Source organism: Amycolatopsis nalaikhensis (assembly GCF_030264295.1).
Classification (GTDB): Bacteria; Actinomycetota; Actinomycetes; order Mycobacteriales; family Pseudonocardiaceae; genus Amycolatopsis; species Amycolatopsis nalaikhensis.
In genome coordinates this window covers 3,635,050-3,657,364 of sequence record NZ_CP127173.1, presented here as the reverse complement: position 1 = coordinate 3,657,364, position 22,315 = coordinate 3,635,050, and the positions used below count along the sequence as shown (strand labels likewise).

Sequence of the window (22,315 nt, the reverse complement as noted above, 5' to 3'; positions counted from 1 at the left end):
CGTCACAGGAGCAACTTCCACCCCAGGCGTCTCGAACCTGCCTCTGACCTGCGGATTCGCGGATTCACTCGAACGGATGAGCGGCCAGATCACTGGAAATTGTCGGACCCTCGAACTACTGTTCGACGTGCAGCAGCCGAACACAAGTTCGAGGGGACGTCCATGACGATCGCACCGCTCCGCCCCGGTACGCCCGCGCCGCCGGTCCAGACCCTGCCACCGGGGTCGTGGCACGGCAGGCTGTGGGTGTCCGACCTGCCGCTGACGCGGCCCGAGCGTTATCTGGGGTGCGTGGCCGAGTTCGACCGGTCCGGCTTGTGGCCGGTGCTGATCCCCCACGACCAGCGGTTCGCGGCGAACGGCGAGGACTGGATCGACGACCGGGGCAGGCTGGCCCCGGCCGGCCACCGGGTGGCGAGCGCGGACGCGGCGGGGGCGTTGTCCCGCTGGTGGGACGGATCGTGCTGCGACGGCGCGTGCCTCCGCCCGTTCGGCGCGAGGTTCCCGGGGCTGGCGAAGAGGAGCCCGCGCAAGTCGGACCCGCTGGCGGAGGCGGGCAACACGGGCTCGATCCTGGCGAACCGGTCCCCGCACAGGCTGGGCTTGGTCCAGACGGAGCGCCCGGCGGACATCCCGGCGTTGCTGGGCTGGACGGGGATGATCAAGTGCACGGACCAGGTGGCCGAGCTGTCGGCGGTGCTGAGGAGCTGGGAGGACCGCTTCGGGGCAACGCTGGTGGTGCTGGGCTTCGATTCACTGGAGCTGTCGGTGGCGGCGCCCCCGAGGAACCAGGCAAGGGCATTGACGGTGGCGGCGGAGCACCGGGCGTTCAGCCTGCCGACGTTCGCAGGCCAGCCGGGAAACCTGCGGGAGTACGCCTCAGGCTTGGTGCAATCACGGGTGTGGAGGTTCTCCTGGGCGTGAAGGAGGGCGACAGCCCAGAAAGAAGCTGGGTGGTCATCCCGTCGCCTGAGGCCGAAAAAATCACTTTGAGCCAGGCCCGCAACACACAGAGAAACGCAAGCTAGCTACGCAACCTTGCGGGCCTGGCTCAAAGTGATAGGCCTCGATCAGGCGACGGGATGACCACCCAGCGACCCCACGAGAAGGCAAGAGACCTACGAGCCCCCGGCCATCCCAGAGCCTGCCCGTCCGGCGAGGACAGTTCTGGCGGGGACAGAGGACAAAGGAAAGCAAGGTGAGCAGACACCACCACAAGGGCCCGATGAGACGCCCAACCCCAAGATCAGGCCAGCTGTCCCAAAGACCGGCCCAGCGGTCCCGAAGAGCCCAAGTTTGGACCAGGAGACGACCGGGAATCACCCACCGCGGAAAGGCGGTGAGGCGAATAGCCGAGATCCGAATCGGAACGTCAGGGTGGCGCTACCCACCATGGCGCGGAGTGTTCTACCCGAGCGGCCTGCCCCAGCGCCAGGAGCTGGAGTACCTCTCCCGCCGGATGAACGCGGTGGAGATCAACGGCTCGTTCTACTCACTGCAGCGCCCGGAGCGCTTCCGGGCATGGTTCGCCGAGACCCCGGCGGACTTCCTGTTCGCGGTGAAGGGCGGCCGCTTCATCACGCACATGAAGCAGCTACGCGACGTCGAAACGGCGTTGGCGAACTTCTACGCCTCGGGAGTCCTGGCCCTGGGAGCGAAGCTGGGCCCGTTCCTCTGGCAGCTGCCCCCGAGGCTGGCCTTCGACCCGGACCGCCTGACGAACTTCTTCGCTCTCCTCCCGCGAACGACGACGGAAGCGGCCGAGCTGGCCAAGAAGCACGACGACAAGCTGAAAGGAACCCCGCACCTCGACCCGGGACCACGCAGGGCCCTCAAACACGCACTGGAGGTGCGGCATCCGAGCTTCGCCCGACCAGCGGCGACGAAGCTGCTGACCGAACACGGAATCGCCCTGGTGGTAGCCGACACGGCAGGAAAGTGGCCCTTCCTGGAGGACCAGACCGCGGACTTCACCTACGTCCGCCTCCACGGCGACGAGGAGCTGTACGTGAGCGGCTACTCCGACGAGGCACTACGCACTTGGGCGGCCAAGATCCGAACCTGGCACGACGAGGGACGGCGCGACGTCCACGTCTACTTCGACAACGACGTGAAGGTCGAGGCCCCTCGCAACGCCGAATGCCTGGCTGACCTGCTCGGGCTGGACCGGACAGTGAGTGGACAGTGAGCGCGATCGGGTTGAGTGGACGCGCGGGCCGGACCGGCCTGCGTGCTGTCGCTGGGGGTCGGCACGCGGACGGTCCGCCGCCCGCGAACCCGCAAGCCGGCGACGATCAGGCCCCGGAGCCGACCAAAGCCGCCAGCTTGGCGCGCACGTCATCGGCGTCCGGGTGGCCCAGCTCGGTCAGCAACCGCACGGACCGCAGCCAGCACTCGCGCGCCAGCGACTCGTCGCCGTGGCGGAGGTACACCGTCCCCAGCTGGGCCAGGACGTCCGCGGCCTCGTACTGCTCGCCCATCGCGAAGAACATCTCCACCGAGCGGCGGATGCAGGCGATCCCCTCGTCCAGGCGACCCAAGCCCACCAGCGCCAGCCCGCGCGTGTGCTGCGTGAACCGCGTGTCCACCGGCTCGCCGTCGGGCCCCACGATCGCCAGGGCCTGGTCGGCCAGCCGCAACGCCTGCTCGTAGTCGCCGAGTGACGTGCAGATGTCGCCGAGCGCCCGCAGCACACTCGCCTCGAACGCCCCCATCCCCAGCTCGCGGACGATCTCCAGCGCCTGCACGCCGTGCTCGTACGCCCAGGTGCAGTCGTCCAGGTTGTGCGCCGCCAGGGCCAAGTTGTACTGGGCCCGCGCCTCGCCCTCGCGCGCGCCCAGCTCGCGCTGGATCGCCAGCACCTGCTCCAGGTACCGCCGTGACTCGTCGTACTGCCGGGCGACGCCGTTCACCACCCCCAGGCCGCTGAGGATGCCCGCCTCTCCCGGCCGGTGCCCGCTCGCCCGCGCCGCTTCGAGCGCCACCTCGAACACCGAGCGCCAGTCGTCGAGCCGGGAGCGCGTCACGAAGTAGCTCTGCAGCAGCCACGCGAGCTTCCAGCAGACGTCGTCGCGGTGCCGGCGCCGCGCCAGGTGGACCGCCGCGATCAGGTTGCCGGACTCCTCGCCGAACCAGTCCAGCGCCTCGTGGTGCGAAGCGAACTCCAGCCCGCCCGAAAGGTCGTCGAGCTCCAGGAGCCGGTAGTAGCGCTCCGGCCGCATCCGCCGTGACGCCTGGAGCGCCGACGCCAGGTACCACGCCAGCAGCCGGTCCAACGCCGCTTCGCGCTCCGAAGGCGGATCGACCTGCGAAGCGACTTCGCCCGCGTACGCCCGGATGAGGTCGTGGAACTGGTAGCGGCCCGGCCGCGGCTGGCCGAGCAGGTGCGCGGCCGCCAGGGTCTCCAGCATCGCCCGGGCGGCCGGGAGCTCCACCCCGGCGACCGCGGCCGCCGCGGGGGCGGTGAAGTCGACGCCGGTGGTCAGGCCCAGCAACCGCAGCAGGCGCGCCGCCGACGGGTCCAGCGCCTGGTAGGAGTACGAAAGCACCGAGCGGATGTTCGTGCCTTCGCCGTCGGCGAGGTCGAACGAACCGAGGAGGTCGTTGTCGAGGGAGCCGGCGAACTCGTCGAGCGGCAGGTCCGGGAACTGCGCCGCCCGCACCGCGAGGATCCGGATCGCCAGCGGCAGCCCGCCGCAGTAGCGCACGAACCGCTCGGCCGCCGCCGGGTCGCGGGCGACGCGCTCGACGCCGATCGTCGACGCCAGCAGCTCGACGGCGTCCTCTTCGGCGAGCTCTTCCAGCGCGACCCGCCGCGCGCCGTGCGTCGCGACGAGCGCGCGCAGCTGCCAGCGGCTCGTGATCAGCACCAGGTTGCCCGGCCCGGGCAGCAGCGGGCTCACCTGCTCGGTGCGGTTGGCGTTGTCGAGCAGGACGAGCAGCCGTCGTCCCGCGCTGTGCGTCCGCCAGCTCGCCGCGCGGCCGTCGAGGTCGGCCGGGATCGCCTCGCACGGCACGCCGAGCGCGGTCAGCATCGCCTCCAGTGCCGCCGACGGCTCGACCGGTTCGCCCGGCCCGTAGCCGCGCAGGTTGAGGTAGACCTGCCCGCCGGGGAACCGGTCGGCGATCTCGTGCGCGAAGTGCACCGCCAGCGTCGTCTTGCCAACGCCGCCCATGCCTTCGACGGACGCGATCGGCGTCGACGTGCCCGCGTCGATCGCCTCCGGCAGCAGCGCGTGCAACGCCTTGAGGTCGGACTCGCGCCCGGAAAACGTCGGCAGGTCGGCGGGCAGCTGGTGCGGCACCTGCGGCTCGACGCCGAGCCGGTAGCGCGCCAGCGCGGGGGCCGTGTCGATGTGGTCGGCACCGGTGAGGATCGCCTGGCGGGTGCGCTGCAGGGACGGGCCGGGGTCCAGCCCGAGCTCGTCGGCCAGCACGCCGCTGATCCGGCCGTAGACGTCGAGGGCGTCGGCCTGGCGGCCCGACCGGTAGAGCGCGACCATCAGCTGCTCGTGCAGCCGCTCCCGCAGCGGGTTTTCCCTGGTCAGCCGCGCGAGTTCGGGGACGACCGTGCCGTACTCGCCGACTTCGAGCAGGGCGTCGGCCCACTGCTCGCGCACACGCAGCCGTTCCTCGGCCAGCTGGCCGGCCTCGTCGCGGTGCAGCGCGTCCGACTCGACGTTCAGCAGCGCCGGCCCGCGCCACTGCGCGAGGGCGTCGGCGAAGTGCGCGGCGGCCTGACGGCTGTCGCCGCGGTCCATCGCGGCCTTGCCGCGCGCCGCGAGCGCGCGGAAGCGGGAGAGGTCGAGCAGGTCGTCGTCGACCTCGATCAGGTAGCCGCCGCTCTCGGTGCGGATCGCGACCTGGTCGCCGAGCGCGCGGCGCAGGCGCAGCACGTAGGTCTGGAGCGCGCCTTTCGACCGGCGGCGGTCGTCGGTCCACAGCCAGCGGCCCAGCTCGTCGACGGGCACGACCCGGTTCGCGCGCAGCAGAAGCCCGGCCAGCACGATCAGCGGCCGGCTGCCCCCGAGCGGTACCGGGCGGCCGTCGGCCGTGACCTCGGCCGGACCCAGCACGCGGAAATCGAGGACCACAAGGTCATTCTGACCGGTAACGCGCTGTTCGGCACCTGTTTGCCCGAGCCGGCGCGGTGGCATGATCGGCGGCGATGAAGGTCTACGCGATCCCCCTGCGCAACCGGTTCCGAGGCATCACGGTCCGTGAGGGCGTGCTCCTCCGCGGCCCGGCGGGCTGGGGCGAGTTCTGCCCGTTCGCCGACTACTCGGACGCCGAGAGCGTGCCGTGGCTGCACGCGGCCCTCGAAGCGACGGAGGTCGGCTGGCCGGCCCCGGTCCGCGACCGCGTCGAGGTGAACACGACGGTGCCGGTGGTCGCCCCGGAGAAGGCGTACGAGCTGGTCCGCGAGTCGGGCTGCCGCACGGCGAAGGTGAAGGTCGCGGACCCGAGGTCATCGGTGGCGGACGACTGCGACAGGGTGGCGGCGGTCCGCGACGCGCTGGGCCCGGACGGCGCGATCCGCGTCGACGCGAACATGGCGTGGGACGTCGACACGGCGGTGCGCGCGCTGACGGACCTCGACAAAGCGGCGAGCGGACTGGAGTACGCGGAGCAGCCGTGCCGGTCGATCGAGGAGCTGGCCGCGGTCCGCCGCCGGGTCGCGGTCCGCATAGCGGCCGACGAGTCGATCCGCCGAGCGGAGGACCCGCTGAAGGTGGCGGTCGCCGGAGCGGCGGACATAGCGGTGCTGAAGGTGTCCCCCCTCGGCGGCGTGCGCCGGGCGCTGGAGGTCGCCGAGGCGTGCGGACTGCCGTGCGTGGTGTCATCGGCGGTGGAGACGAGCATCGGACTGGCGGCGGGCCTGGCACTGGCGGGCGCGCTCCCGGACCTCGAATTCGCGTGCGGCCTGGGCACGATTTCGTTGCTGGAAGGCGATGTCAGCGCTTCCCCATTGTCCCCAGTGGACGGATACCTCCCGGTGCTGCCCCAGTCGCCCGAGCCAACGGACGCGTACCCGGCCACCCCGGAGGTGGAGGCAGCGTGGCGGGCGCGGCTCGAGCGCGTGCGCGCCTTGTCGTGAGTGTTTAGGGCGGTTAGTACTCCAGCTGTAGTTCGTGATCTTGCTGGAGGGGGCCGGTGAGATGGGTGCGGCCACCACGTGATCATGGTGTTTGTGAAGACAACTCAAGATCATGTGGTGGCCGCGGCTGCCAGCGTAGACCCTGCGGGGTGGCAGTCGCTGCTGGGTGAGATGTTCGTGCGGGTGGGGCACCGGTTCGCGCGGGTGGAGTCGCGTCGCCGCGCGGGGCGGTTCGTGCAGGGGCTGCTGGCCGGGCTGGTTCGGGTGAACTGCTGGACCATCGCCGAGGCTGTCGGGGACACGACCCCGCATGGGATGCAGAACCTGCTCTCGCGCGCGAGCTGGGACGTGGACGGGGTTCGTGACGACCTGCGCGAGGTCGTGGTCGAGCAGCTGGGTGATCAGATGCGATGCTGGTCATCGACGAGACCGGCGACCTGAAGAAGGGCACCGAGTCGGTCGGAGTCCAGCGGCAGTACACGGGCACGGCGGGCCGGATCGAGAACTCGCAGATGTCGGTGTTCCTGACGTATTCCACCCCGGCCGGGCATACGTTCATCGACCGTGAGCTCTACCTGCCTGAAAGCTGGGCCGAGGACCCCCGGCGCCGGGACCGGGCCGGAGTGCCCGCCGGGACCCGGTTCACCACGAAATCCCGGCTCGCGTTGGCCATGATCACCCGGGCGCTGGACGCGGGCGTGCGGGTGGGGTGGGTGACCGGGGACGAGGCTTACGGCAAAGACGCTGCCGGCCTGCGTGATCCGCTCGAACAACGCGGACAGGCCTATGTGCTGGCCGTGGCCTGCGACCATCGCATTCCCGGGCCCGGCAGGCAGAGCGTGCGAGCTGATGAGCGGGCGGCCGCGCTGCCGAAACGGGCCTGGCAGAAGCTCTCCGCCGGAGCGGGCGCGAAAGGCCGGCGCTACTACCTGTGGGCCCGCATCCGGCTGCACCCCGCGGGCACCACCGGTTATCACTGGATCCTGATGCGCCGCAACCGGCGCACCGGGGAGACTGCGTTCTACCGCTGTTACAGCCCCCGCCGCGTCTCGCTGGCCAAGCTCGCCCGCGTTGCCGGGCGTCGCTGGACGATCGAGGAAACCTTCCAGACCGGCAAAGAACTCACCGGCCTGGACGAGCACCAGGTCCGCACCTGGACCTCCTGGTATCGCTGGACCACGCTGGTCATGCTGGCCCACGCCTTCCTCGCCATCGCCGCCGCCCATGCCCGCCACACAAAACCGCATGAGGGCCTGATCCCGTTGACACGCAACGAGATCAGGCACCTCTACGCCCAGCTCATCCTCAAGCCAGCCCGCCGCGTCGCCGACATCCTGGCCTGGTCCACCTGGCGCCGACGACACCAACATCACGCCCGGCAAAGCCACTACCAGCGACGACACGAAAACCCAGCACCCGATCACGAACTACAGCTGGAGTATTAGAACCGCCCTAAACACTCACGACCTCACGCCGCCGCTTGCCAGGCCGAGCCGTAAGCGTGCACCAGCCACCGGTCGGCCCAGTTGCGGTCGGGCTGTTCCGGCAACGGCGACCCGGCCCGGACCAGCCGGTCGAGCCGGTCTTCCAGCTCCGCCGCGGCGGCCAAGGCCTCTGCCTGCGTGTGCTTCCCGCGCCGCAAGTCGCGCAGCCATGACAGCCACGGCTCGGCGATCGGCAGCGTCATCCGGCCGGTTTCGAGCAGCTCGACGCCCTGCACGCCCAGGCGCACCATGTGCATCGCGTACTTGGTGTCGAAGCCGTACTTCTCGATCAGCTCGGGCCGGTTGACCTTGATGGCGCCGTCGAGCATCCGCTGCCGCTGGGTCCGCAGGTAGCCCGCGAACCCGCGACACGATCCGGCCCGCGTTCGAACGCAGCTCGTGGCCGGTGATCCGCACGATCTCCGCGTCTGGCACGAACAGCGGCAGCAGGCCCGTCGGATTCCCGGTCAGGGCCAGACGCATCCACTTGCGCAGCGAGTAGACGACCAGGTCGAGGTCGCCTGGCCGCACATCTCGGCAGGCGGGAAGCCCACCGCCCGGGACCGGACACCCCCACCGCTCCCTGGGGGGCTGCCCCGAGTCCATCGTATCGACGCCCACCGACGGAAGCCGGAAAATCGGGCTCGCGGCGACGATCCGTCCACAACGCGGCCAGCCTGGGGACAACTCGTGGCTCGCCGACAACGGACCGGCCGACCACCGAGCTGAGCACGTGGTTTTCCCCGATGCCAAGTTCAGGGTCGGGGTCCGGGCCGTTCCCGATGTGGCCGGCCCCCTGCCGGAGACACCATTGAGCCATGACGAACAGCGTGTACACCCCGGAAACCAAGAAGCTCCGCCGCAGCAAGAGCGACAAGATGCTCACCGGTGTCTGCGGTGGCTGGGCCACCTACCTCGGCATCGATGCCAACGTCCTGCGCATCGGCATGGTCGCCGCCGTTTTCCTCTCCGTCGGCATCGCCATTCCCGTCTACGTCGCCGCCGCGATTCTGACGCCCGAAGAGGACTCCTGACGCCGGGCGGGCGCCGGCTCGCAGGGGGAGCCGGTGCCCGCCGGACGATCGGGGTGCACCGCAAGACGCTCGCGCCGGGGGGCGCGGGTCGGGGGAACGCCGCCGTCGGGGGACGCGGTGAACGGCCCGGACGCCAAGGGGACGTCCGGGCCGTTCGGCGTACGCCCGTAGGCCGGGCGGCGCAAAACCCGGACGCGGATCCCGGTCGAGGGGCTAGGGTTCGCGCTCGTGGATCAAGGGAGCAGAACGGCCGCGAAGGTCGTCGTCGGGATCCTCGGTGGCCTGTACCTGGTCGCCGGGCTGGGGCTGACCGCCTTCGCCGCCTTCGTCGCCCTCGCCTTCAACGACACCGGCAGCGCGAGCGTCACCAAGACCGTGCTCTACACCGCCGCCGGGCTGGCGATCTGGATCCTGCTCACCGGGATCGGCGCGATCGTCGTCGCGATGGAAGCGGAAGAGGCGAGCACCGCCTGGCTCGGGGGCCTCGGCGTGCTCGCCCTCGGCGTCGTGATCGTCGGCGCGTTCGCCGTCTGGTTCTTCACCCGGCCATAAAGAAAGCCCGGCCCGCCGAAGCGGACCGGGCTTTCGAAGCAACCGGACTCAGAAGTCCATGCCACCCATGCCACCGGACGGGTCGGCGGGAGCGGCCGAAGCCTTCTCCGGCTTGTCCGCCACGACGGCCTCGGTGGTCAGGAACAGCGCCGCGATGGAAGCGGCGTTCTGCAGCGCGGAGCGGGTGACCTTCGTCGGGTCCGGCACGCCGGCGGCGAGCAGGTCCTCGTAGACACCCGTGGCGGCGTTGAGGCCGTGACCCTGCGGCAGGCCCTTGACCTTCTCCACCACGACGCCGCCCTCGAGGCCGGCGTTGATCGCGATCTGCTTGAGCGGGGCCTCGACGGCCACCTTGACGATGTTGGCACCAGTGGCCTCGTCGCCCTCGAGCTTCAGGCCCGCGAACGCGGCCTCGGCGGCCTGGATCAGGGCCACGCCACCACCGGCGACGATGCCCTCTTCCACGGCGGCCTTCGCGTTGCGCACCGCGTCCTCGATGCGGTGCTTGCGCTCCTTGAGCTTCGACCTCGGTCGCGGCGCCGGCCTTGATGACGGCCACGCCGCCGGCCAGCTTCGCGAGCCGCTCCTGCAGCTTCTCGCGGTCGTAGTCCGAGTCCGAGTTGTCGATCTCGGCGCGGATCTGGTTGACGCGACCCTGGATCTGGTCGGCGTCGCCCGCACCCTCGACGATGGTCGTCTCGTCCTTGGTGATGACGGCCTTGCGGGCCTTGCCCAGCAGGGACAGGTCCGCGTTCTCCAGCTTGAGGCCGACGTCCTCGGAGATGACCTGGCCACCGGTCAGGATCGCGATGTCCTGCAGGATCGCCTTGCGGCGGTCACCGAAGCCCGGGGCCTTGACGGCGACGGACTTGAAGGTGCCGCGCATCTTGTTGACGATGAGGGTGGCCAGGGCCTCGCCCTCGACGTCCTCGGCGATGATCAGCAGCGGCTTGCCGGACTGGATGACCTTCTCCAGCAGCGGCAGCACGTCCTTGACGGTGGAGATCTTGGAGCCGAAGAGGAGGATGTACGGGTCCTCGAGCTCGGCTTCCTGACGCTCCGGGTCGGTCACGAAGTAACCGGAGATGTAGCCCTTGTCGAAGCGCATGCCCTCGGTGAGCTCAGCCTCGAGGCCGAAGGTGTTGCTCTCCTCGACGGTGACGACGCCTTCCTTGCCGACCTTGTCCAGCGCCTCGGCGATCAGCTCGCCGATGGTGCGGTCAGCGGCCGAGATCGAGGCGGTAGCAGCGATCTGCTCCTTGGTCTCGATCTGGACGGCGGCCTTGTGCAGCTGCTCGGTGACGGCCTCGACGGCCGCCTCGATGCCACGCTTGAGGGAGATGGGGTCGGCGCCGGCGGCGACGTTGCGCAGCCCCTCGCGGACGAGGGCCTGGGCGAGCACGGTGGCGGTGGTGGTGCCGTCACCCGCGACGTCGTCGGTCTTCTTGGCGACCTCCTTGACGAGCTCGGCCCCGATCTTCTCCCACGGGTCCTCGAAGCTCGATCTCCTTGGCGATGGAGACACCGTCGTTGGTGATGGTCGGCGCGCCCCACTTCTTTTCGAGCACGACGTTCCGGCCCCGCGGGCCGAGGGTCACCTTGACGGCTTCGGCGAGGGTGTTCAAGCCGCGCTCGAGACCGCGGCGGGCGTCCTCGTCGAACGCGATCAGTTTGGCCATTGCGGTGTGGTCCTCCGGTATTGGGCGCTACCGCCGCGCTGTGCTTCTAGCAAGCGGCGGCAGCAGGACTCTTCCTCGGCCAGGCTCGGTGCCCGCGACGGACGACTGGACCCGGGTGGGGGCCAGCCTCACCGTCCCGACCTTTGGCACTCGACGGCGTCGAGTGCCAACACCGTGTTTAGCACTCTCGGGGGGAGAGTGCAAGAAGACCTGCTCAGCGCGGCACGATCTCGCGAGCGCCCCGGCGGGCTGAAGGGGACGTTCATGGCATCTGACGCGCTGAAGGGGACCTTCCTCTCATCACATGCGAGCAAAGTCCCCTTCAGCCCGCCGGCCCCGGCGTCAGTTGCCCGGCTTGATGGAGATCGACGTCGGCGGCGCGTTCAGCGACGACGTCGGGTTGGTCTGCGAGTCGCCGGGGCCGACCGGGATGTTCGGGGCCGTCGTCGTGCCGCCACCGCCGCTGCCGCCGTCGGAGAACACGAAGATCGCGCCCACGACCAGGCCCGCCACGACGACGAGGCCCAGCACGATGAAGATCCACTTCTTGCCGCCACCGCTCTTCGGCTGGTGGAACGCGCCCGCGCCGCCCGCGGGCATCGGCGGGCGCAGCCGCATCGGGTCCTGGCCGTAGCCCTGCGGGGGCATGCCCGGCGGCGGCATCCCCGGCTGCTGCTGGGGGTAGCCGTAGCCGGGCGGCGGACCTTGCGGGGGCATGCCCGGCGGCGGCTGCTGCGGGTAGCCGTAGCCGGGCGGCGGGCCCTGCGGCGGCGGCCCCTGCGGACCACCAGGACCGGGGCCCTGGCCGTAACCGGGCTGCTGCTGTCCTCCGTACGGGTGCACGGGGGCCCCCTCTCCCTGCGGTGCGCTGTTCTGGTGCGGCCCCTGTTGTACCTGACCAGCACGGTGCGGCGCGGGAACTCCACCCGAATTGGACCCGGGCGGGCCCGGCGGGGTGTCGGACGCGGCCTGGGGGCCGAGCGCGCGGCGCGCGGCCGCGACCATCTCGACGCAGCTGGGGTAGCGGTCCGCCGGGTTCTTGGCCATGCCCTTGCGGATGACCTCGTCGATCGCCGGCGGCAGCGCGACCACGCGAGAGATCGCGGGCGGGTCGCCGTTGAGGTGGCCCTTGATCACCGTCGGCACGTCGCCCTTGAACGGCGGGCTGCCGGTGAGGCACGCGTAGAGGACGCACGTGAGCGCGTACTGGTCGGTGCGCCCGTCCAGCGGCTCGCCGCGCAGGTGCTCCGGCGCCGCGTACGTCGGGGAGCCGAGGAAGTCGCCGCCGCGGGTCCGGTGGCCGGTCGCGCCGCGGCGGGTCAGCCCGAAGTCGGCGACGTAGACGTGTTCGCGCGAAGTCTCCTTCTTCGTCACGAGCACGTTGGCCGGCTTGACGTCGAGGTGGACCAGACCACGGTTGTGCAGCGTGTCGAGCGCGTCCGCGACCTGGTCGAGCATCGTCAGGGCACGGGCGGGCGCGATCGGCCCGCCGGAGATCAGCCCGGCGAGATCGCCGCCGTCGACCATGCGCATGGCGATGTACAACATGCCGTCGAGCTCGCCGAAGTCGTACAGCGGCACGACGTTGGCGTGGTCGATCGCGGACGTGTTGCGCGCCTCGTCGACGAACCGCTCGCGGAACTCGGCGTCGGCCCCGAGGTGGTCACCGATGACCTTCAGCGCCACCTTGCGGCCGAGACGCACGTCCGTGGCCTTGTAGGTCACGCTCATGCCGCCCTTGCCGAGCACCCCGTCGATGCGGTAGTTGCCCAGCCGGCGACCGGTGAGGTCCCCCGACACATCGCCTGTCACGCCCGGCAGCCTAACGCCCCTGGTTCGGCGGCTGCCGGGGGTTCGCCAATCGGGTGATCGCCCCGCTACGAAACCTTGCGCACGTCGGCTGCCTGACTGCGGCCGTCACGACCGGACTGGACTTCGAACTCCACGCGGTCACCCTCGTCCAGAGTGCGGAATCCTTCGGCCTGAATGGCCGAATAGTGGACGAACACGTCCGGACCCTCGGTGGATTCGATGAACCCGTAGCCCTTTTCCGAGTTGAACCATTTGACGGTGCCGACAGCCACGGCGCCCTCCCTCAGCACAAAGGATCCGCTGGCCCGAGCGGATGCCAGCGGTGCGAGTGCCAATCACGCTACCGGAATTATTCCCCTCGGCAATGGGCAATTCGTCCGAAGATCACGTACCCGAAAGACGCCGGTTGCGCGCCTGCACGAGCACCGTGCCGGGACCCGCGAAGTCGACCGCCAGTCCTTCGCCGGTGCGCACGGACTGCGAGCCGCCCGGGTCGAGCGCCCGCAGGCGGCACTGCACGGTGTCCGGGTAGGCCAGCAGGTAGTCCGGCCGGACGGTGACCAGCTCGCCCTGGGCGAGCTCGAACGCGTCGACCGGGCCGGGTGTGGCCAGCACGAGCGGCCCGGTGCCGCTGTAGTGCTCGAGGAACCCGGAGTCGGCGCCGAAGAGCTGCTGCAGCGGCGCCCAGTTCGCGTCGCGCCGGACCGACGAGGGCCGCACCAGCACGGCGTCGCGGTGCACCGACCAGCCCGTGCCGCCGCCCAGCTCGAGCGGGTAGACGTCGCCGGGGCGCAGCGGCGCGAAGTCGATCCAGCCGCCGTCGGCGGGTGCCGTGTAGACGGACATCGCGCTCTTGCTCGCCCGGACCCCGCGGCTCGCCGGGGTCTCGGTGACGCCGAACCGGCTGGCCAGCAGGGTTTCCGGGGCGGCGCGCACGGCTTCGCCCGGGTCCAGCAGGACGCGGGCGACGCCGAAGCCAGGGGTGTGCCGGGTCTGGACGCGCATCAGCGGGACGGGACGTGCGAGATGATCCAGCTGATCAGCGCCGACGGGTTGCGCGTCTGCGTCATGATCTGGCCGGGGCCGACGAAGTCGAACACGAGCCCTTCGCCGCTCTTCATGGACTGGATGATGCCGGTCGCGACCTTGCGGATCTGGTACTGCACGGTGTCGGCGTACGCGACGACGTGCCCGGTGTCGATGGTGACCATCTCGCCCTGCTGCAGCGTGATCGTCTCGACCGCGCCGTAGCAGGAGACGAGCAGCTGGCCCTGGCCGGTGGCGTGGGTCAGGAAGCCGCCCTCGCCGCCCATCAGGTTCTTCATCCCGCCCCACTTGGTCTCGGTCTGCACGCCGTGCGACGACGCGAGCCAGCAGCCGCGGGTGACGGCCCAGCCGGTGCGGCCGTCGAGGGTGATCACCTGGATGTCGCCGGGCAGGTTGGCGGCGACGTCGACCCAGCCACCGTTCGGCGGCGCGGTGAAGGTGGAGATGAAGAAGGACTCGCCGGAGAGGAACGCGCGGCCGAGGCCCTTCATGATCCCGCCCTGCGCCTGGGACTGGACCTGCACGCCGTAGCTGGTGGCCATCATCGCGCCGGACTCGACCTGGCACGGCTCGCCGGGCGCGAGCATCAGCCGGGCGACGGCGAACGAGGGCTGTTGACGGATTCCCACCTGCATGCGTGTTCTCCCCTGTACGTGCTCGTAACGGGGCAGAGTCTTGCACGAGCACGAATGGCGGGGAGGATGGTCCGGTGATCTCCGTCGACGACTACCGCGACCGCGTTGCCGCGCTCCTCGGCACCGCCCCCGCGACCTCGCTGCCCCTCGCCGCCGCGGCCGGCCTCGTGCTGGCCGAAGACGTGCGGGCGGGCGTGTCCCTCCCGCCCTTCGACAACTCCGCGATGGACGGCTACGCGGTCCGCGCGGCCGACGTCGGCCAGGCGCCGGTGACCCTGCCGGTGGCCGACGACATCCCGGCGGGCCGGGTCGACGTCCGGCCGCTCGAGCCGGGCACCGCGCACCGGATCATGACCGGCGCGCCGCTGCCGCCGGGCGCCGACGCCGTGGTGATGGTCGAGGACACCGACGGCAGCACGTCGACGGTGACGATCTCGGCGCCCGCCCGCGAGGGCGCGCACATCCGGCACACCGGCGAAGACGTCGTCGCCGACAGCATCGCGCTGCACGCCGGAACCGTGCTCGGCCACTCGCAGCTGGGCTTGGCGGCCGCGGTCGGGCTCGCCGAGGTGCGGGTGCACCGGCCGCTGCGGGTGCTGGTCGCCTCCACCGGCACCGAGCTCGTCGACGCGCCCGCGCCGCTGCGCCACGGCCAGATCTACGAGTCCAACAGCGTGATGCTCGCGGCGGCACTGCGCGGCCTCGGCTGCGAGGTCGAGGTGGTCCGCAGCGTCGTCGACGACGTCGAGGAGTTCCGGAAGGTCATCGAGCCGAAGCTGGCCGACGCCGATCTGCTGGTCACCTCCGGCGGGGTCAGCGCGGGCGCGTACGAGGTCGTGAAGGACGCGCTGACCGGCCAGGGCGTCGAGTTCGCGAAGATCGCCATGCAGCCGGGCGGGCCGCAGGGCTGCGGCCGCTGGCAGGGCGTGCCGGTGGTGACGCTGCCCGGCAACCCGGTGAGCGTGCTCGTGTCGTTCGAGGCGTTCCTGCGCCCGGCGATCCTCACGGCCATGGGTCACACGGACGTCTCGCGGCGGCGGGTGCGGGCCCGGCTGCTGGAGTCGATGTCCTCGCCCGCCGGCCGCCGCCAGTACCGCCGGGGCGTGTTCACCCCGTCCGACCGCGAGGTCACCGGGGTCGTCGGGCCGCGCGGCGGGCCTGGCTCGCACCTGCTCGCGGCGTTCACGCAGGCCAACTGCCTGATCGTGCTGCCGGAGGACGTCACGTCGGCAGCGGTTGGAGACGAGGTGGACGTCCTGCTGCTCTGAGCGGGAACTCCCGCAGCTTCCGGTAGGGCGCGAGCACGGGCAGGGCGGCGACCATCACCGCGGACGCCACCCACAGCGTCTCGCGGACGCCGATCGTCTCGCCGAGCACGCCGCCGAGGACCCCGGCCAGCGGGATCGTGCCGTAGGAGGTGAGCGAGGCGCTCGAGGTGATGCGGCCGAACAGCTCGGGCGGGCAGTAGCGCTGCCGGAACGTCGTGGTCAGCACGTTCGACGCGACGACACCGGCGCACACCCCGAACTCCGCGAGGACGAACAGCACGAGCCCCCAGCCGGGGCCGCTCAGCGGGCCGAGCGCCATCATCGGCGCGGCGCAGACCTCGCAGAGCAGGAACGCGCGGGCGGTCCCGAAGCGGGCGCCGAGCCGTCCGGCCACGGCCGCGCCGAGCACCCCGCCCGCCGCGGCCACCGCCAGCACCAGGCCGACCAGGCCGGGGGCGGCGCCGAGCGTGCGGGAGAGGAAGACGATCTGGATGGCGCCGTACCCGCTGAGCGCGAGGTTCGACACGGCACCGAACACCATCAGCGTCCGCAGGTAGCGGTCGCCCATGACGAACCGCAGGCCTTCGGCGATCTGGCCGCGCAACGGCGTCCGCGGCGCCGGGACCACGGTCTCCCGCACCCGGATCGCCCGCACGCACAGCACGGAGACGCCGAAGCTGACCGCGTCGGCGAGGACCCCGCTGACCGGGCCGAACGCCTGCGCGAGCAGACCGGCCAGGCCGGGCCCGCCGACCTGGGTCGCGGACTCGCTGCCCTGGAGCTTCGCATTGGCTTCGAGCAGTTCGTCCTCGCCGACCAGGGCCGGGAGGTAGGCCCGGTAGGCGAGGGTGAAGAACACCTTCGCGACGCCGCCGAGCAGGGCCGCGGCCAGCAGGTACGGCATGGTCAGCACGCCGAACGCGGCCGCGACCGGGACACAGCCGAACACGGCCATCGAGATCGTGTTGCAGACCAGCATCACCGGGCGTTTCGGCAGCCGGTCGACCCAGGCGCCGGCGGGCAGGCCGATGGCCAGCCACGGCAGCCAGGCGGCCGCGGTCAGCAGCGCGACCTGGAAGGTGCTCGCCTGCAGCGTGACCACCGCGACCAGCGGCAACGCCGTGCTCGCGACCATGCTGCCGAGCATGCTCGTGGTCTCGCCGGTCCAGAGCAGCCGGAAGTCCCGGTTCCCCCAGAGCCCCTTCACGGCTGGCCCAGCGAAGCCCGCGCGACGAAGAAGACCGGACGGCGCTCGACGCCGTCACCGGGTTCGGTGCGGTTCTCGAACTCGGCCAGCAGCAGCAGAACCCGCTCGTTCAGCTCTTCGATCTCGGCGGCGGACAGGCGCATCCAGGTGTCGGTGCTGAACGCCACGCCCCGCCACTCCGGCGGGTAGGTGTCGCGCGTCGCGAGCCACTCGCGCGCGACCGCCATCTGGTGGTCGAGGGTCAGCACCTCGGCCGCCTCCGCGACCGGGTCGTCGGGGAAGTCCGCGGCCGCCCACCGGAGGGTTTTCGCGGAGCGCTTCCACCAGCGCTCCCGCTGGTCGCGCGCCAGTTCGGGCGCCTCCTCGACCAGCTTGGCCGCGGCCAGCACCTTCATGTGGTGGCTGATGTTGCCGACCGCCTGGTCGGTCTTGCCCGCCAGGATCGACGCCGTGGCCGGGCCGTCCAGGTGGAGCAGTTCCATCAACCGCCGCCGCAGCGGGTGCGACACCGCGGCCAGCACCTTCGAATCGCGGATGTCCAGCACTTCGTCGCCCATGACGCACAAGAGTAGTTGTACAAGAGTTCTTGTGCAATGACTCTTGTACGACTGCTCGCGTAAGCTCCGATCATGGGTTTCGTCGCATGGGTGATCTTCGGCGCGATCGTCGGCTGGGCCGCGAACCTGGTCGTCGGCGGCCGGGACCGGCGGCGGCAGGGCTGCCTGGTCAGCGTGCTCGTCGGTGTGGTCGGCGCGGCGCTCGGCGGGCTGCTCTACCGGCTCGCGACCGGCCAGGCGAAGACGTTCGAGTTCGACTTCCCGAGCTTCGGCGTGGCCATCCTGGGTGCCGTGGTGCTGCTGGCGATCCTGCGGCTCGCGTCCCGTGTCGGCCGACGTCCGAGTGACCGTTTGTAACGTTTGCCGGACGATCCGTGATCAACGGGGACTTTCGCGGTTAAAATACGTCCTTCTGCGCGTCTCGCAGGCCCGAATCCCGCGGCCGGGTGCATGCGCCGTCGGGGGGCGCATGCACCCGGCTCCGCCTCGCCGCCAGGACGACGTCGACCGCGCGCGCCGGGTCGACCAGCGGCGGCACCGGCACCTCCTCGATCTCCCGGCGCCACGCGCCCAGCAGGTCGTCGAGACGAGCCTGGGCGGGATCGCGGCGGTCGGTCATCGGTCCTCCCAGGTCTGGCGGGGACTGCCCGCGGCAGCGCCCCGAACGGCGTCAACTACCCAGAGTTATCGGCGAATTCGACCTTGTGTTACCGGGATGTGGTCCCTCCCACCCGCCGCGGGGACACCCTCGCGGAGGAGCCCACCAGGGGCGCGGCGCGAGCCCTGCCTGGGGCAGCGGTAGCGTGGTGGCGCCCATCCGCGGCCGCCGGAGCTCCGGCGCCGACCCGTTCTTCCGACACGAAACCAGGGGACCCGACCATGAGCGGCACCCGGCCGGAGCCCGCCGGCAACCCAGTCGCGCACGCCCTCCAGCTCGCCCGCGAAACGCTGCCGCCGATGCACCCCGCCGGTCGCCCGTTCGTGGCGGGCGGCATCGCCGCGACGTTGGTCGCCCGCCGGTTCTCCAAGCGCCTCGGGCTCGTCGGCGCGCTCGCGACCGCGGCCACCGCCGCGTTCTTCCGCGAGCCGAAGCGGGTCCCGCCGCCGCGCGACGGCGTCGCGCTTGCCTCGGCCGACGGTCTCGTGTCCCTGATCGAAGAAGCCGTCCCGCCCGCCGAGCTGGGCCTGCCCGCCGAGCCGCGGATGCGCGTGTCGGTGTTCCTCTCGGTGTTCGACGTGCACGTCCAGCGCGTGCCGGCGAACGGCGTGATCGAGCGGGTCGCCTACCGGCCGGGCAAGTTCCTCTCCGCGGACCTGGACAAGGCGAGCGACGACAACGAACGCAACTCCGTGCTGATGCGCACCGAGGACGGCCACGAGCTCGTCGTCGTGCAGATCGCCGGGCTGGTCGCGCGCCGCATCCTCTGCGAGATCCGCGAGGGCGACAAGGTCGGCGCCGGCGCGACCTACGGCATCATCCGGTTCGGCTCCCGGGTCGACCTCTACCTCCCGCCGGGCTCGCGGGTGCTGGTCGCCAAGGGCCAGCGCACGGTCGGCGGCGAGACCGTGATCGCCGAACTCCCCGCGCCCGCGAAAGGCTGATCGATGGTCCGCGTGACCACCCCCGGTGTCCGGCTGCTGCCGAACGCCATCACGGTGCTGGCGTTGTGCGCCGGCCTGTCGGCCGTGCAGTTCGCGCTGACGAAGAACTACGCGATGGCGATCGCCTCGATCGGCATCGCGGCGGTGCTCGACAGCCTGGACGGCCGCATCGCCCGCCTGCTCGACGCGACGTCGAAGATGGGCGCGGAGCTGGACTCGCTGTCCGACGGCATCTCGTTCGGCGTGGCCCCGGCGCTGGTCATCTACGTGTGGCAGACGGGCGCGGACCGGATCGGCTGGGTGGCGTCGCTGATCTTCGCCGTCTGCATGATCCTGCGGCTGGCCCGGTTCAACACCCTGCTGGACGACACCGAGCAGCCGCCGTACGCGAGCGAGTTCTTCGTCGGCGTCCCGGCGCCCGCGGGTGGCCTGCTGGCGATGCTGCCGCTGGTGGCGTACCTGCAGTGGGGTTCCGGGTGGTGGTCCTCGCAGTACGTCGTGTGGGCGTGGACGGTCGCCATCGCGGCGTTGCTGATCAGCCGCATCCCGACGCTGTCGCTGAAGACGGTCAAGGCCCCGGCCAAGGCGATCGCCCCGCTGCTGCTCGGCGTGGCCCTGCTGGCCGCGGCGATCATCCAGTTCCCGCTGGTCGCGCTGATCGCGGCGATGATCCTGTACCTGGCGCACATCCCGTACTCGATCCACCGGCACCGCTGGCTGGCGGCGCACCCGGAGGCCTGGACGGTCCCGCCGCGCGAACGCCGCGCGATCCGCCGGGCCCGCTCGCCGCGCCGCCTGGGGCTGCGGCCGCCGTTGCGCCGCCGGGTGGCGGGCGCGGCGATGCGCGCGGTCCGGCTGCCGCGCGAGACGGCCCGGACGCCCCGGGTCAGCGAAAACGGCCAGGGCCCGCGCCGCCGGTCGTGGCGGCAGATCGGCCTGCGCCGCAAGTGAGCTGAAGGGGACTTTCCTGGCGTCTCCCGCGAGGAAAGCGCCCTTCAGCGCATCTGATGCGCTGAACGTCCCCTTCAGCTCGCTAGGGTGAACGGCGTGAGCCACCCGCAGATCACCTTGACCGTCCGGCACACGCCGTCCGCGCTGGACACCCGTCGCGGTGTCGTCCGGCTGCACCCCGAAGTCCTCGATGCCTTGGGGCTGCGGGCCTGGGATGCCGTGCACCTCACCGGCGCCCGGGTCAGCGCCGCCCTCGCCGCGCCCGCCGACGAAGCCGGCGTGCCCGGGGTCGTGCTCACCGACGACGTCACCATGTCGAACCTCGGCGTCACCGAAGGCTCCGAAGTCGTCGTCGCGCCCGCCGACGTCTCGGCGGCCAAGACCGTGACCGTCGCCGGGTCGCGGCTGGCCAGCGTCTCGCTCAGCCCGCACACCCTGCGGCTCGCGTTGATCGGCAAGGTGCTCACCGTCGGGGACGCCGTTTCCCTGCTCCCCCAGGACCTCGCGCCGCAGCCCGGGTCGGATCCCGCCGGGCTGCGCGGGCAGCTTTCGCGGGCGATCGGGGCCACCTGGACGAACGAGCTGCTCACCGTCACCGCCACCGAGCCGTCCGGCACCGTCGCCGTCGGACCGTCCACTGTGGTCGTCTGGCGCGACGGCGCGCGGCCGGCCACCGCCGAGCCCGCCGCGCCCCGGACGGCGACCGCGCTGGTGCGCACCTCCGCCGTCACCGCCGCCGAAGAGTGGATCGACGCCGAGATCGTCGAAGACGAAGTCGTGGCCGAGGTGACCGCCGAACCGGCCGTGCCACTGGCCGACCTGATCGGGGCCGAGGCGGCCGCGCGCAAGCTCGGCGAGTGGTTCGACCTGGCGTTCCACCGGCCCGAGCTGCTGGCCCGGCTGGGTGCTCCCGCCCACCTCGGGGTGCTGCTGTCCGGCCCCGAAGGCGTCGGCAAGGCGACGCTGGTGCGGGCGGTCGCGGCCGAGGCCGACATCCGCGTGGTGCCGGTGGCCGCGCCGAACCTCGCCGTGCTGGACCCGAACGTCGCGGTCGCGCGCCTGCGCGAGGCGATCGGCTCGGCGGACGGGCCCGCGGTGCTGCTGCTCACCGACGTCGACGCGCTGCTGCCCGCGGCCACGCCGCCGCCGGTGGCCACGGTCGTGCTGGAAGAGCTGCGGACGGCGTTGCGGCGCGAGCGGTTCGCCGTCGTCGCGACCACCGCCCGCGCGGAGTCCGCCGACCCCCGCCTGCGGGCCGCCGACCTGCTCGACCGCGAGCTGGGCCTGGCGCTGCCGGACGCGAAGACCCGGCGCGAGCTGCTGAACGTCCTGCTCCGCGACGTCCCGCTCGACACCGGCATCGACTGCGGCGTCCTCGCCGAGCGGACGCCCGGCTTCGTCGCCGCGGACCTCATCGCGCTCCGGCGGGACGCGGCGCTGCGGGCCGCGCTGCGCCAGCGCGACACCGACGAGCCGCGCATCTCGCAGCAGGACCTGCTGGACGCGCTGGCGACCGTCCGTCCGGTGTCGATGTCCACTTCGGACAACCTCGCCACCGGCGGGCTGACGCTGGACGACGTCGGCAACATGGTCGACGTCAAGCAGTCGCTCACCGAAGCCGTGCTGTGGCCGCTGCGGTACCCGGACTCGTTCGCCCGGCTCGGCGTCGACCCGCCGCGCGGGGTGCTGCTCTACGGGCCGCCCGGTGGCGGCAAGACGTTCCTGGTGCGGGCGCTCGCGGGCACCGGCGCGCTGAACGTCTTCGCGGTCAAGGGCGCCGAGCTGCTGGACAAGTGGGTCGGCGAGTCCGAGCGCGCGGTGCGGGAGCTGTTCCGCCGCGCCGCGGAGGCCGCGCCCGCGCTGATCTTCCTGGACGAGGTCGACGCGCTGGCTCCGCGCCGCGGCCAGTCGTCCGACTCCGGCGTGGCCGACCGCGTCGTCGCGGCGCTGCTCACCGAGCTCGACGGCGTCGAGCCGATGCGCGAGGTCGTCGTGCTGGGCGCGACGAACCGGCCCGAGCTGGTCGACCCGGCGCTGCTGCGGCCGGGACGGCTCGAGCGCCGCGTCTACGTGCCGCCGCCGGACGCCGAGGCCCGCGCGGCGATCCTCGCGGCCAGCTCGAAGAACACGCCGCTGGCCTCCGATGTGGACCTCGCGGCGCTCGCGTCCACTCTGGACGGTTACTCGGCCGCCGACTGCGCCGCCCTGATCCGCGAGGCGGCGCTGACGGCGATGCGCGAGTCCCTGGAGGCCCGCGAAGTCACCGCGGCCCACCTCGAGACGGCGCGGAAGACGGTCCGCCCCAGCCTCGACCCGGGCCAGCTCGCCGCGCTCGAGGCCTACGCGAAGACCCAGGCGGGCGAATGAGAAAGGGGCCGTCACCCGCGGGT

General features: G+C 71.7%; 19 protein-coding genes and 2 pseudogenes. 11 read left to right on the top strand and 10 right to left on the bottom strand.

All coding sequences use genetic code 11. The features are described from left to right. Nucleotides 1-162: 162 nt before the first annotated feature. Together QP939_RS18170 and QP939_RS18165 are read left to right on the top strand one after the other, a co-directional pair. Nucleotides 163-924 carry a DUF4253 domain-containing protein gene (locus QP939_RS18170; protein ID WP_285457971.1) on the top strand — a complete coding sequence of 254 codons (762 nt, stop codon included), beginning with the start codon at nucleotides 163-165 and terminating at the stop codon, nucleotides 922-924. A gap of 415 nt (nucleotides 925-1,339) precedes the next feature. Then, nucleotides 1,340-2,188: a DUF72 domain-containing protein gene (locus QP939_RS18165; RefSeq protein WP_285457970.1), complete on the top strand. Its 849-nt coding sequence runs from the start codon at nucleotides 1,340-1,342 to the stop codon at nucleotides 2,186-2,188. Between the two features lie 106 nt (nucleotides 2,189-2,294). On the opposite strand, the gene QP939_RS18160 is transcribed toward QP939_RS18165, so the two are convergent. After that, on the bottom strand, nucleotides 2,295-5,093 hold the full coding sequence (locus tag QP939_RS18160; protein WP_285457969.1) for an AfsR/SARP family transcriptional regulator: 2,799 nt from the start codon (nucleotides 5,091-5,093) through the stop codon (nucleotides 2,295-2,297). 74 nt (nucleotides 5,094-5,167) lie between these two features. Between QP939_RS18160 and QP939_RS18155 the strand changes: the two genes are divergently transcribed. Together QP939_RS18155 and QP939_RS18150 are read left to right on the top strand one after the other, a co-directional pair. After that, nucleotides 5,168-6,097: an o-succinylbenzoate synthase gene (locus QP939_RS18155; protein ID WP_285457968.1), complete on the top strand. Its 930-nt coding sequence runs from the start codon at nucleotides 5,168-5,170 to the stop codon at nucleotides 6,095-6,097. 171 nt (nucleotides 6,098-6,268) lie between these two features. Continuing rightward, nucleotides 6,269-7,542: pseudogene (locus QP939_RS18150) on the top strand (IS701 family transposase). Nucleotides 7,543-7,565: 23 nt separating this feature from the next. On the opposite strand, the gene QP939_RS18145 reads toward QP939_RS18150, so the two are convergent. Then, nucleotides 7,566-7,910 (bottom strand): nucleotidyltransferase domain-containing protein, encoded by a 345-nt coding sequence (locus tag QP939_RS18145; protein WP_285457967.1) that lies wholly within the window; start codon nucleotides 7,908-7,910, stop codon nucleotides 7,566-7,568. A gap of 489 nt (nucleotides 7,911-8,399) precedes the next feature. On the opposite strand from QP939_RS18145, the gene QP939_RS18140 reads away from it, so the two are divergent. Continuing rightward, nucleotides 8,400-8,615: a PspC domain-containing protein gene (locus QP939_RS18140; protein WP_285457966.1), complete on the top strand. Its 216-nt coding sequence runs from the start codon at nucleotides 8,400-8,402 to the stop codon at nucleotides 8,613-8,615. A 228-nt stretch (nucleotides 8,616-8,843) separates the two neighbouring features. Then, on the top strand, nucleotides 8,844-9,167 hold the full coding sequence (locus QP939_RS18135; RefSeq protein ID WP_285457964.1) for a hypothetical protein: 324 nt from the start codon (nucleotides 8,844-8,846) through the stop codon (nucleotides 9,165-9,167). A 48-nt stretch (nucleotides 9,168-9,215) separates the two neighbouring features. On the opposite strand, the pseudogene groL reads toward QP939_RS18135, so the two are convergent. The 5 genes and pseudogenes from groL to QP939_RS18110 form a co-directional block, all read right to left on the bottom strand. Next, nucleotides 9,216-10,846 (bottom strand): annotated as a pseudogene (groL, locus tag QP939_RS18130) (chaperonin GroEL). A gap of 342 nt (nucleotides 10,847-11,188) precedes the next feature. Beyond that, entirely contained in the window at nucleotides 11,189-12,658 is a 1,470-nt protein-coding gene (locus QP939_RS18125) for a serine/threonine-protein kinase (protein ID WP_285457963.1), read from the bottom strand. 65 nt (nucleotides 12,659-12,723) lie between these two features. Beyond that, nucleotides 12,724-12,930: a cold-shock protein gene (locus QP939_RS18120; protein WP_086678989.1), complete on the bottom strand. Its 207-nt coding sequence runs from the start codon at nucleotides 12,928-12,930 to the stop codon at nucleotides 12,724-12,726. Nucleotides 12,931-13,042: 112 nt separating this feature from the next. Further along, on the bottom strand, nucleotides 13,043-13,663 hold the full coding sequence (locus QP939_RS18115) for an AIM24 family protein (protein ID WP_285457962.1): 621 nt from the start codon (nucleotides 13,661-13,663) through the stop codon (nucleotides 13,043-13,045). Beyond that, a complete protein-coding gene (locus QP939_RS18110) occupies nucleotides 13,663-14,340 on the bottom strand; it encodes a TIGR00266 family protein (protein ID WP_285457961.1) in 678 nt (225 codons plus the stop codon). The genes QP939_RS18115 and QP939_RS18110 overlap by 1 nt, the downstream gene beginning before the upstream one ends. Nucleotides 14,341-14,414: 74 nt before the next feature. Between QP939_RS18110 and moeA the strand changes: the two genes are divergently transcribed. After that, nucleotides 14,415-15,608, top strand: a complete 1,194-nt coding sequence (moeA, locus tag QP939_RS18105) for a molybdopterin molybdotransferase MoeA (RefSeq protein WP_285457960.1) — start codon at nucleotides 14,415-14,417, stop codon at nucleotides 15,606-15,608. On the opposite strand, the gene QP939_RS18100 is transcribed toward moeA, so the two are convergent. Beyond that, nucleotides 15,562-16,815 carry an MFS transporter gene (locus QP939_RS18100; RefSeq protein ID WP_285457959.1) on the bottom strand — a complete coding sequence of 418 codons (1,254 nt, stop codon included), beginning with the start codon at nucleotides 16,813-16,815 and terminating at the stop codon, nucleotides 15,562-15,564. The genes moeA and QP939_RS18100 overlap by 47 nt on opposite strands. Then, entirely contained in the window at nucleotides 16,812-17,372 is a 561-nt protein-coding gene (locus QP939_RS18095; RefSeq protein ID WP_285457958.1) for an ArsR/SmtB family transcription factor, read from the bottom strand. The genes QP939_RS18100 and QP939_RS18095 overlap by 4 nt, the downstream gene beginning before the upstream one ends. A 72-nt stretch (nucleotides 17,373-17,444) precedes the next feature. Between QP939_RS18095 and QP939_RS18090 the strand changes: the two genes are divergently transcribed. Beyond that, nucleotides 17,445-17,729, top strand: a complete 285-nt coding sequence (locus QP939_RS18090; RefSeq protein ID WP_285457957.1) for a GlsB/YeaQ/YmgE family stress response membrane protein — start codon at nucleotides 17,445-17,447, stop codon at nucleotides 17,727-17,729. A gap of 40 nt (nucleotides 17,730-17,769) precedes the next feature. Here the strand turns inward: QP939_RS18090 and QP939_RS18085 are convergent, their stop codons facing one another. After that, complete coding sequence (locus tag QP939_RS18085) at nucleotides 17,770-17,991, bottom strand: hypothetical protein (RefSeq protein WP_285457956.1); 222 nt, start codon at nucleotides 17,989-17,991, stop codon at nucleotides 17,770-17,772. Nucleotides 17,992-18,251: 260 nt separating this feature from the next. On the opposite strand from QP939_RS18085, the gene QP939_RS18080 reads away from it, so the two are divergent. The 3 genes from QP939_RS18080 (at nucleotide 18,252) to QP939_RS18070 (ending at nucleotide 22,292) form a co-directional block, all read left to right on the top strand. Continuing rightward, complete coding sequence (locus QP939_RS18080) at nucleotides 18,252-18,974, top strand: phosphatidylserine decarboxylase (RefSeq protein WP_285457955.1); 723 nt, start codon at nucleotides 18,252-18,254, stop codon at nucleotides 18,972-18,974. A gap of 3 nt (nucleotides 18,975-18,977) precedes the next feature. After that, entirely contained in the window at nucleotides 18,978-19,925 is a 948-nt protein-coding gene (gene pssA / locus QP939_RS18075) for a CDP-diacylglycerol--serine O-phosphatidyltransferase (protein ID WP_285457954.1), read from the top strand. A 96-nt stretch (nucleotides 19,926-20,021) separates the two neighbouring features. After that, nucleotides 20,022-22,292, top strand: a complete 2,271-nt coding sequence (locus QP939_RS18070; protein WP_285457953.1) for an AAA family ATPase — start codon at nucleotides 20,022-20,024, stop codon at nucleotides 22,290-22,292. The last annotated feature ends 23 nt before the right edge of the window (nucleotides 22,293-22,315 follow it).

What these genes read in the sequence shown, in the direction of transcription:
- QP939_RS18170 (WP_285457971.1), top strand. Translation starts at nt 163, where the DNA reads ATGACGATCGCACCGCTCCGCCCCGGTACGCCCGCGCCGCCGGTCCAG.
- QP939_RS18155 (WP_285457968.1), top strand. Translation starts at nt 5,168, where the DNA reads ATGAAGGTCTACGCGATCCCCCTGCGCAACCGGTTCCGAGGCATCACG.
- QP939_RS18145 (WP_285457967.1), bottom strand. Translation starts at nt 7,910, where the DNA reads ATGCTCGACGGCGCCATCAAGGTCAACCGGCCCGAGCTGATCGAGAAG.
- QP939_RS18140 (WP_285457966.1), top strand. Translation starts at nt 8,400, where the DNA reads ATGACGAACAGCGTGTACACCCCGGAAACCAAGAAGCTCCGCCGCAGC.
- QP939_RS18115 (WP_285457962.1), bottom strand. Translation starts at nt 13,663, where the DNA reads ATGCGCGTCCAGACCCGGCACACCCCTGGCTTCGGCGTCGCCCGCGTC.
- QP939_RS18110 (WP_285457961.1), bottom strand. Translation starts at nt 14,340, where the DNA reads ATGCAGGTGGGAATCCGTCAACAGCCCTCGTTCGCCGTCGCCCGGCTG.
- QP939_RS18095 (WP_285457958.1), bottom strand. Translation starts at nt 17,372, where the DNA reads ATGGGCGACGAAGTGCTGGACATCCGCGATTCGAAGGTGCTGGCCGCG.
- QP939_RS18090 (WP_285457957.1), top strand. Translation starts at nt 17,445, where the DNA reads ATGGGTTTCGTCGCATGGGTGATCTTCGGCGCGATCGTCGGCTGGGCC.
- QP939_RS18085 (WP_285457956.1), bottom strand. Translation starts at nt 17,991, where the DNA reads ATGACCGACCGCCGCGATCCCGCCCAGGCTCGTCTCGACGACCTGCTG.
- QP939_RS18080 (WP_285457955.1), top strand. Translation starts at nt 18,252, where the DNA reads ATGAGCGGCACCCGGCCGGAGCCCGCCGGCAACCCAGTCGCGCACGCC.
- pssA (WP_285457954.1), top strand. Translation starts at nt 18,978, where the DNA reads ATGGTCCGCGTGACCACCCCCGGTGTCCGGCTGCTGCCGAACGCCATC.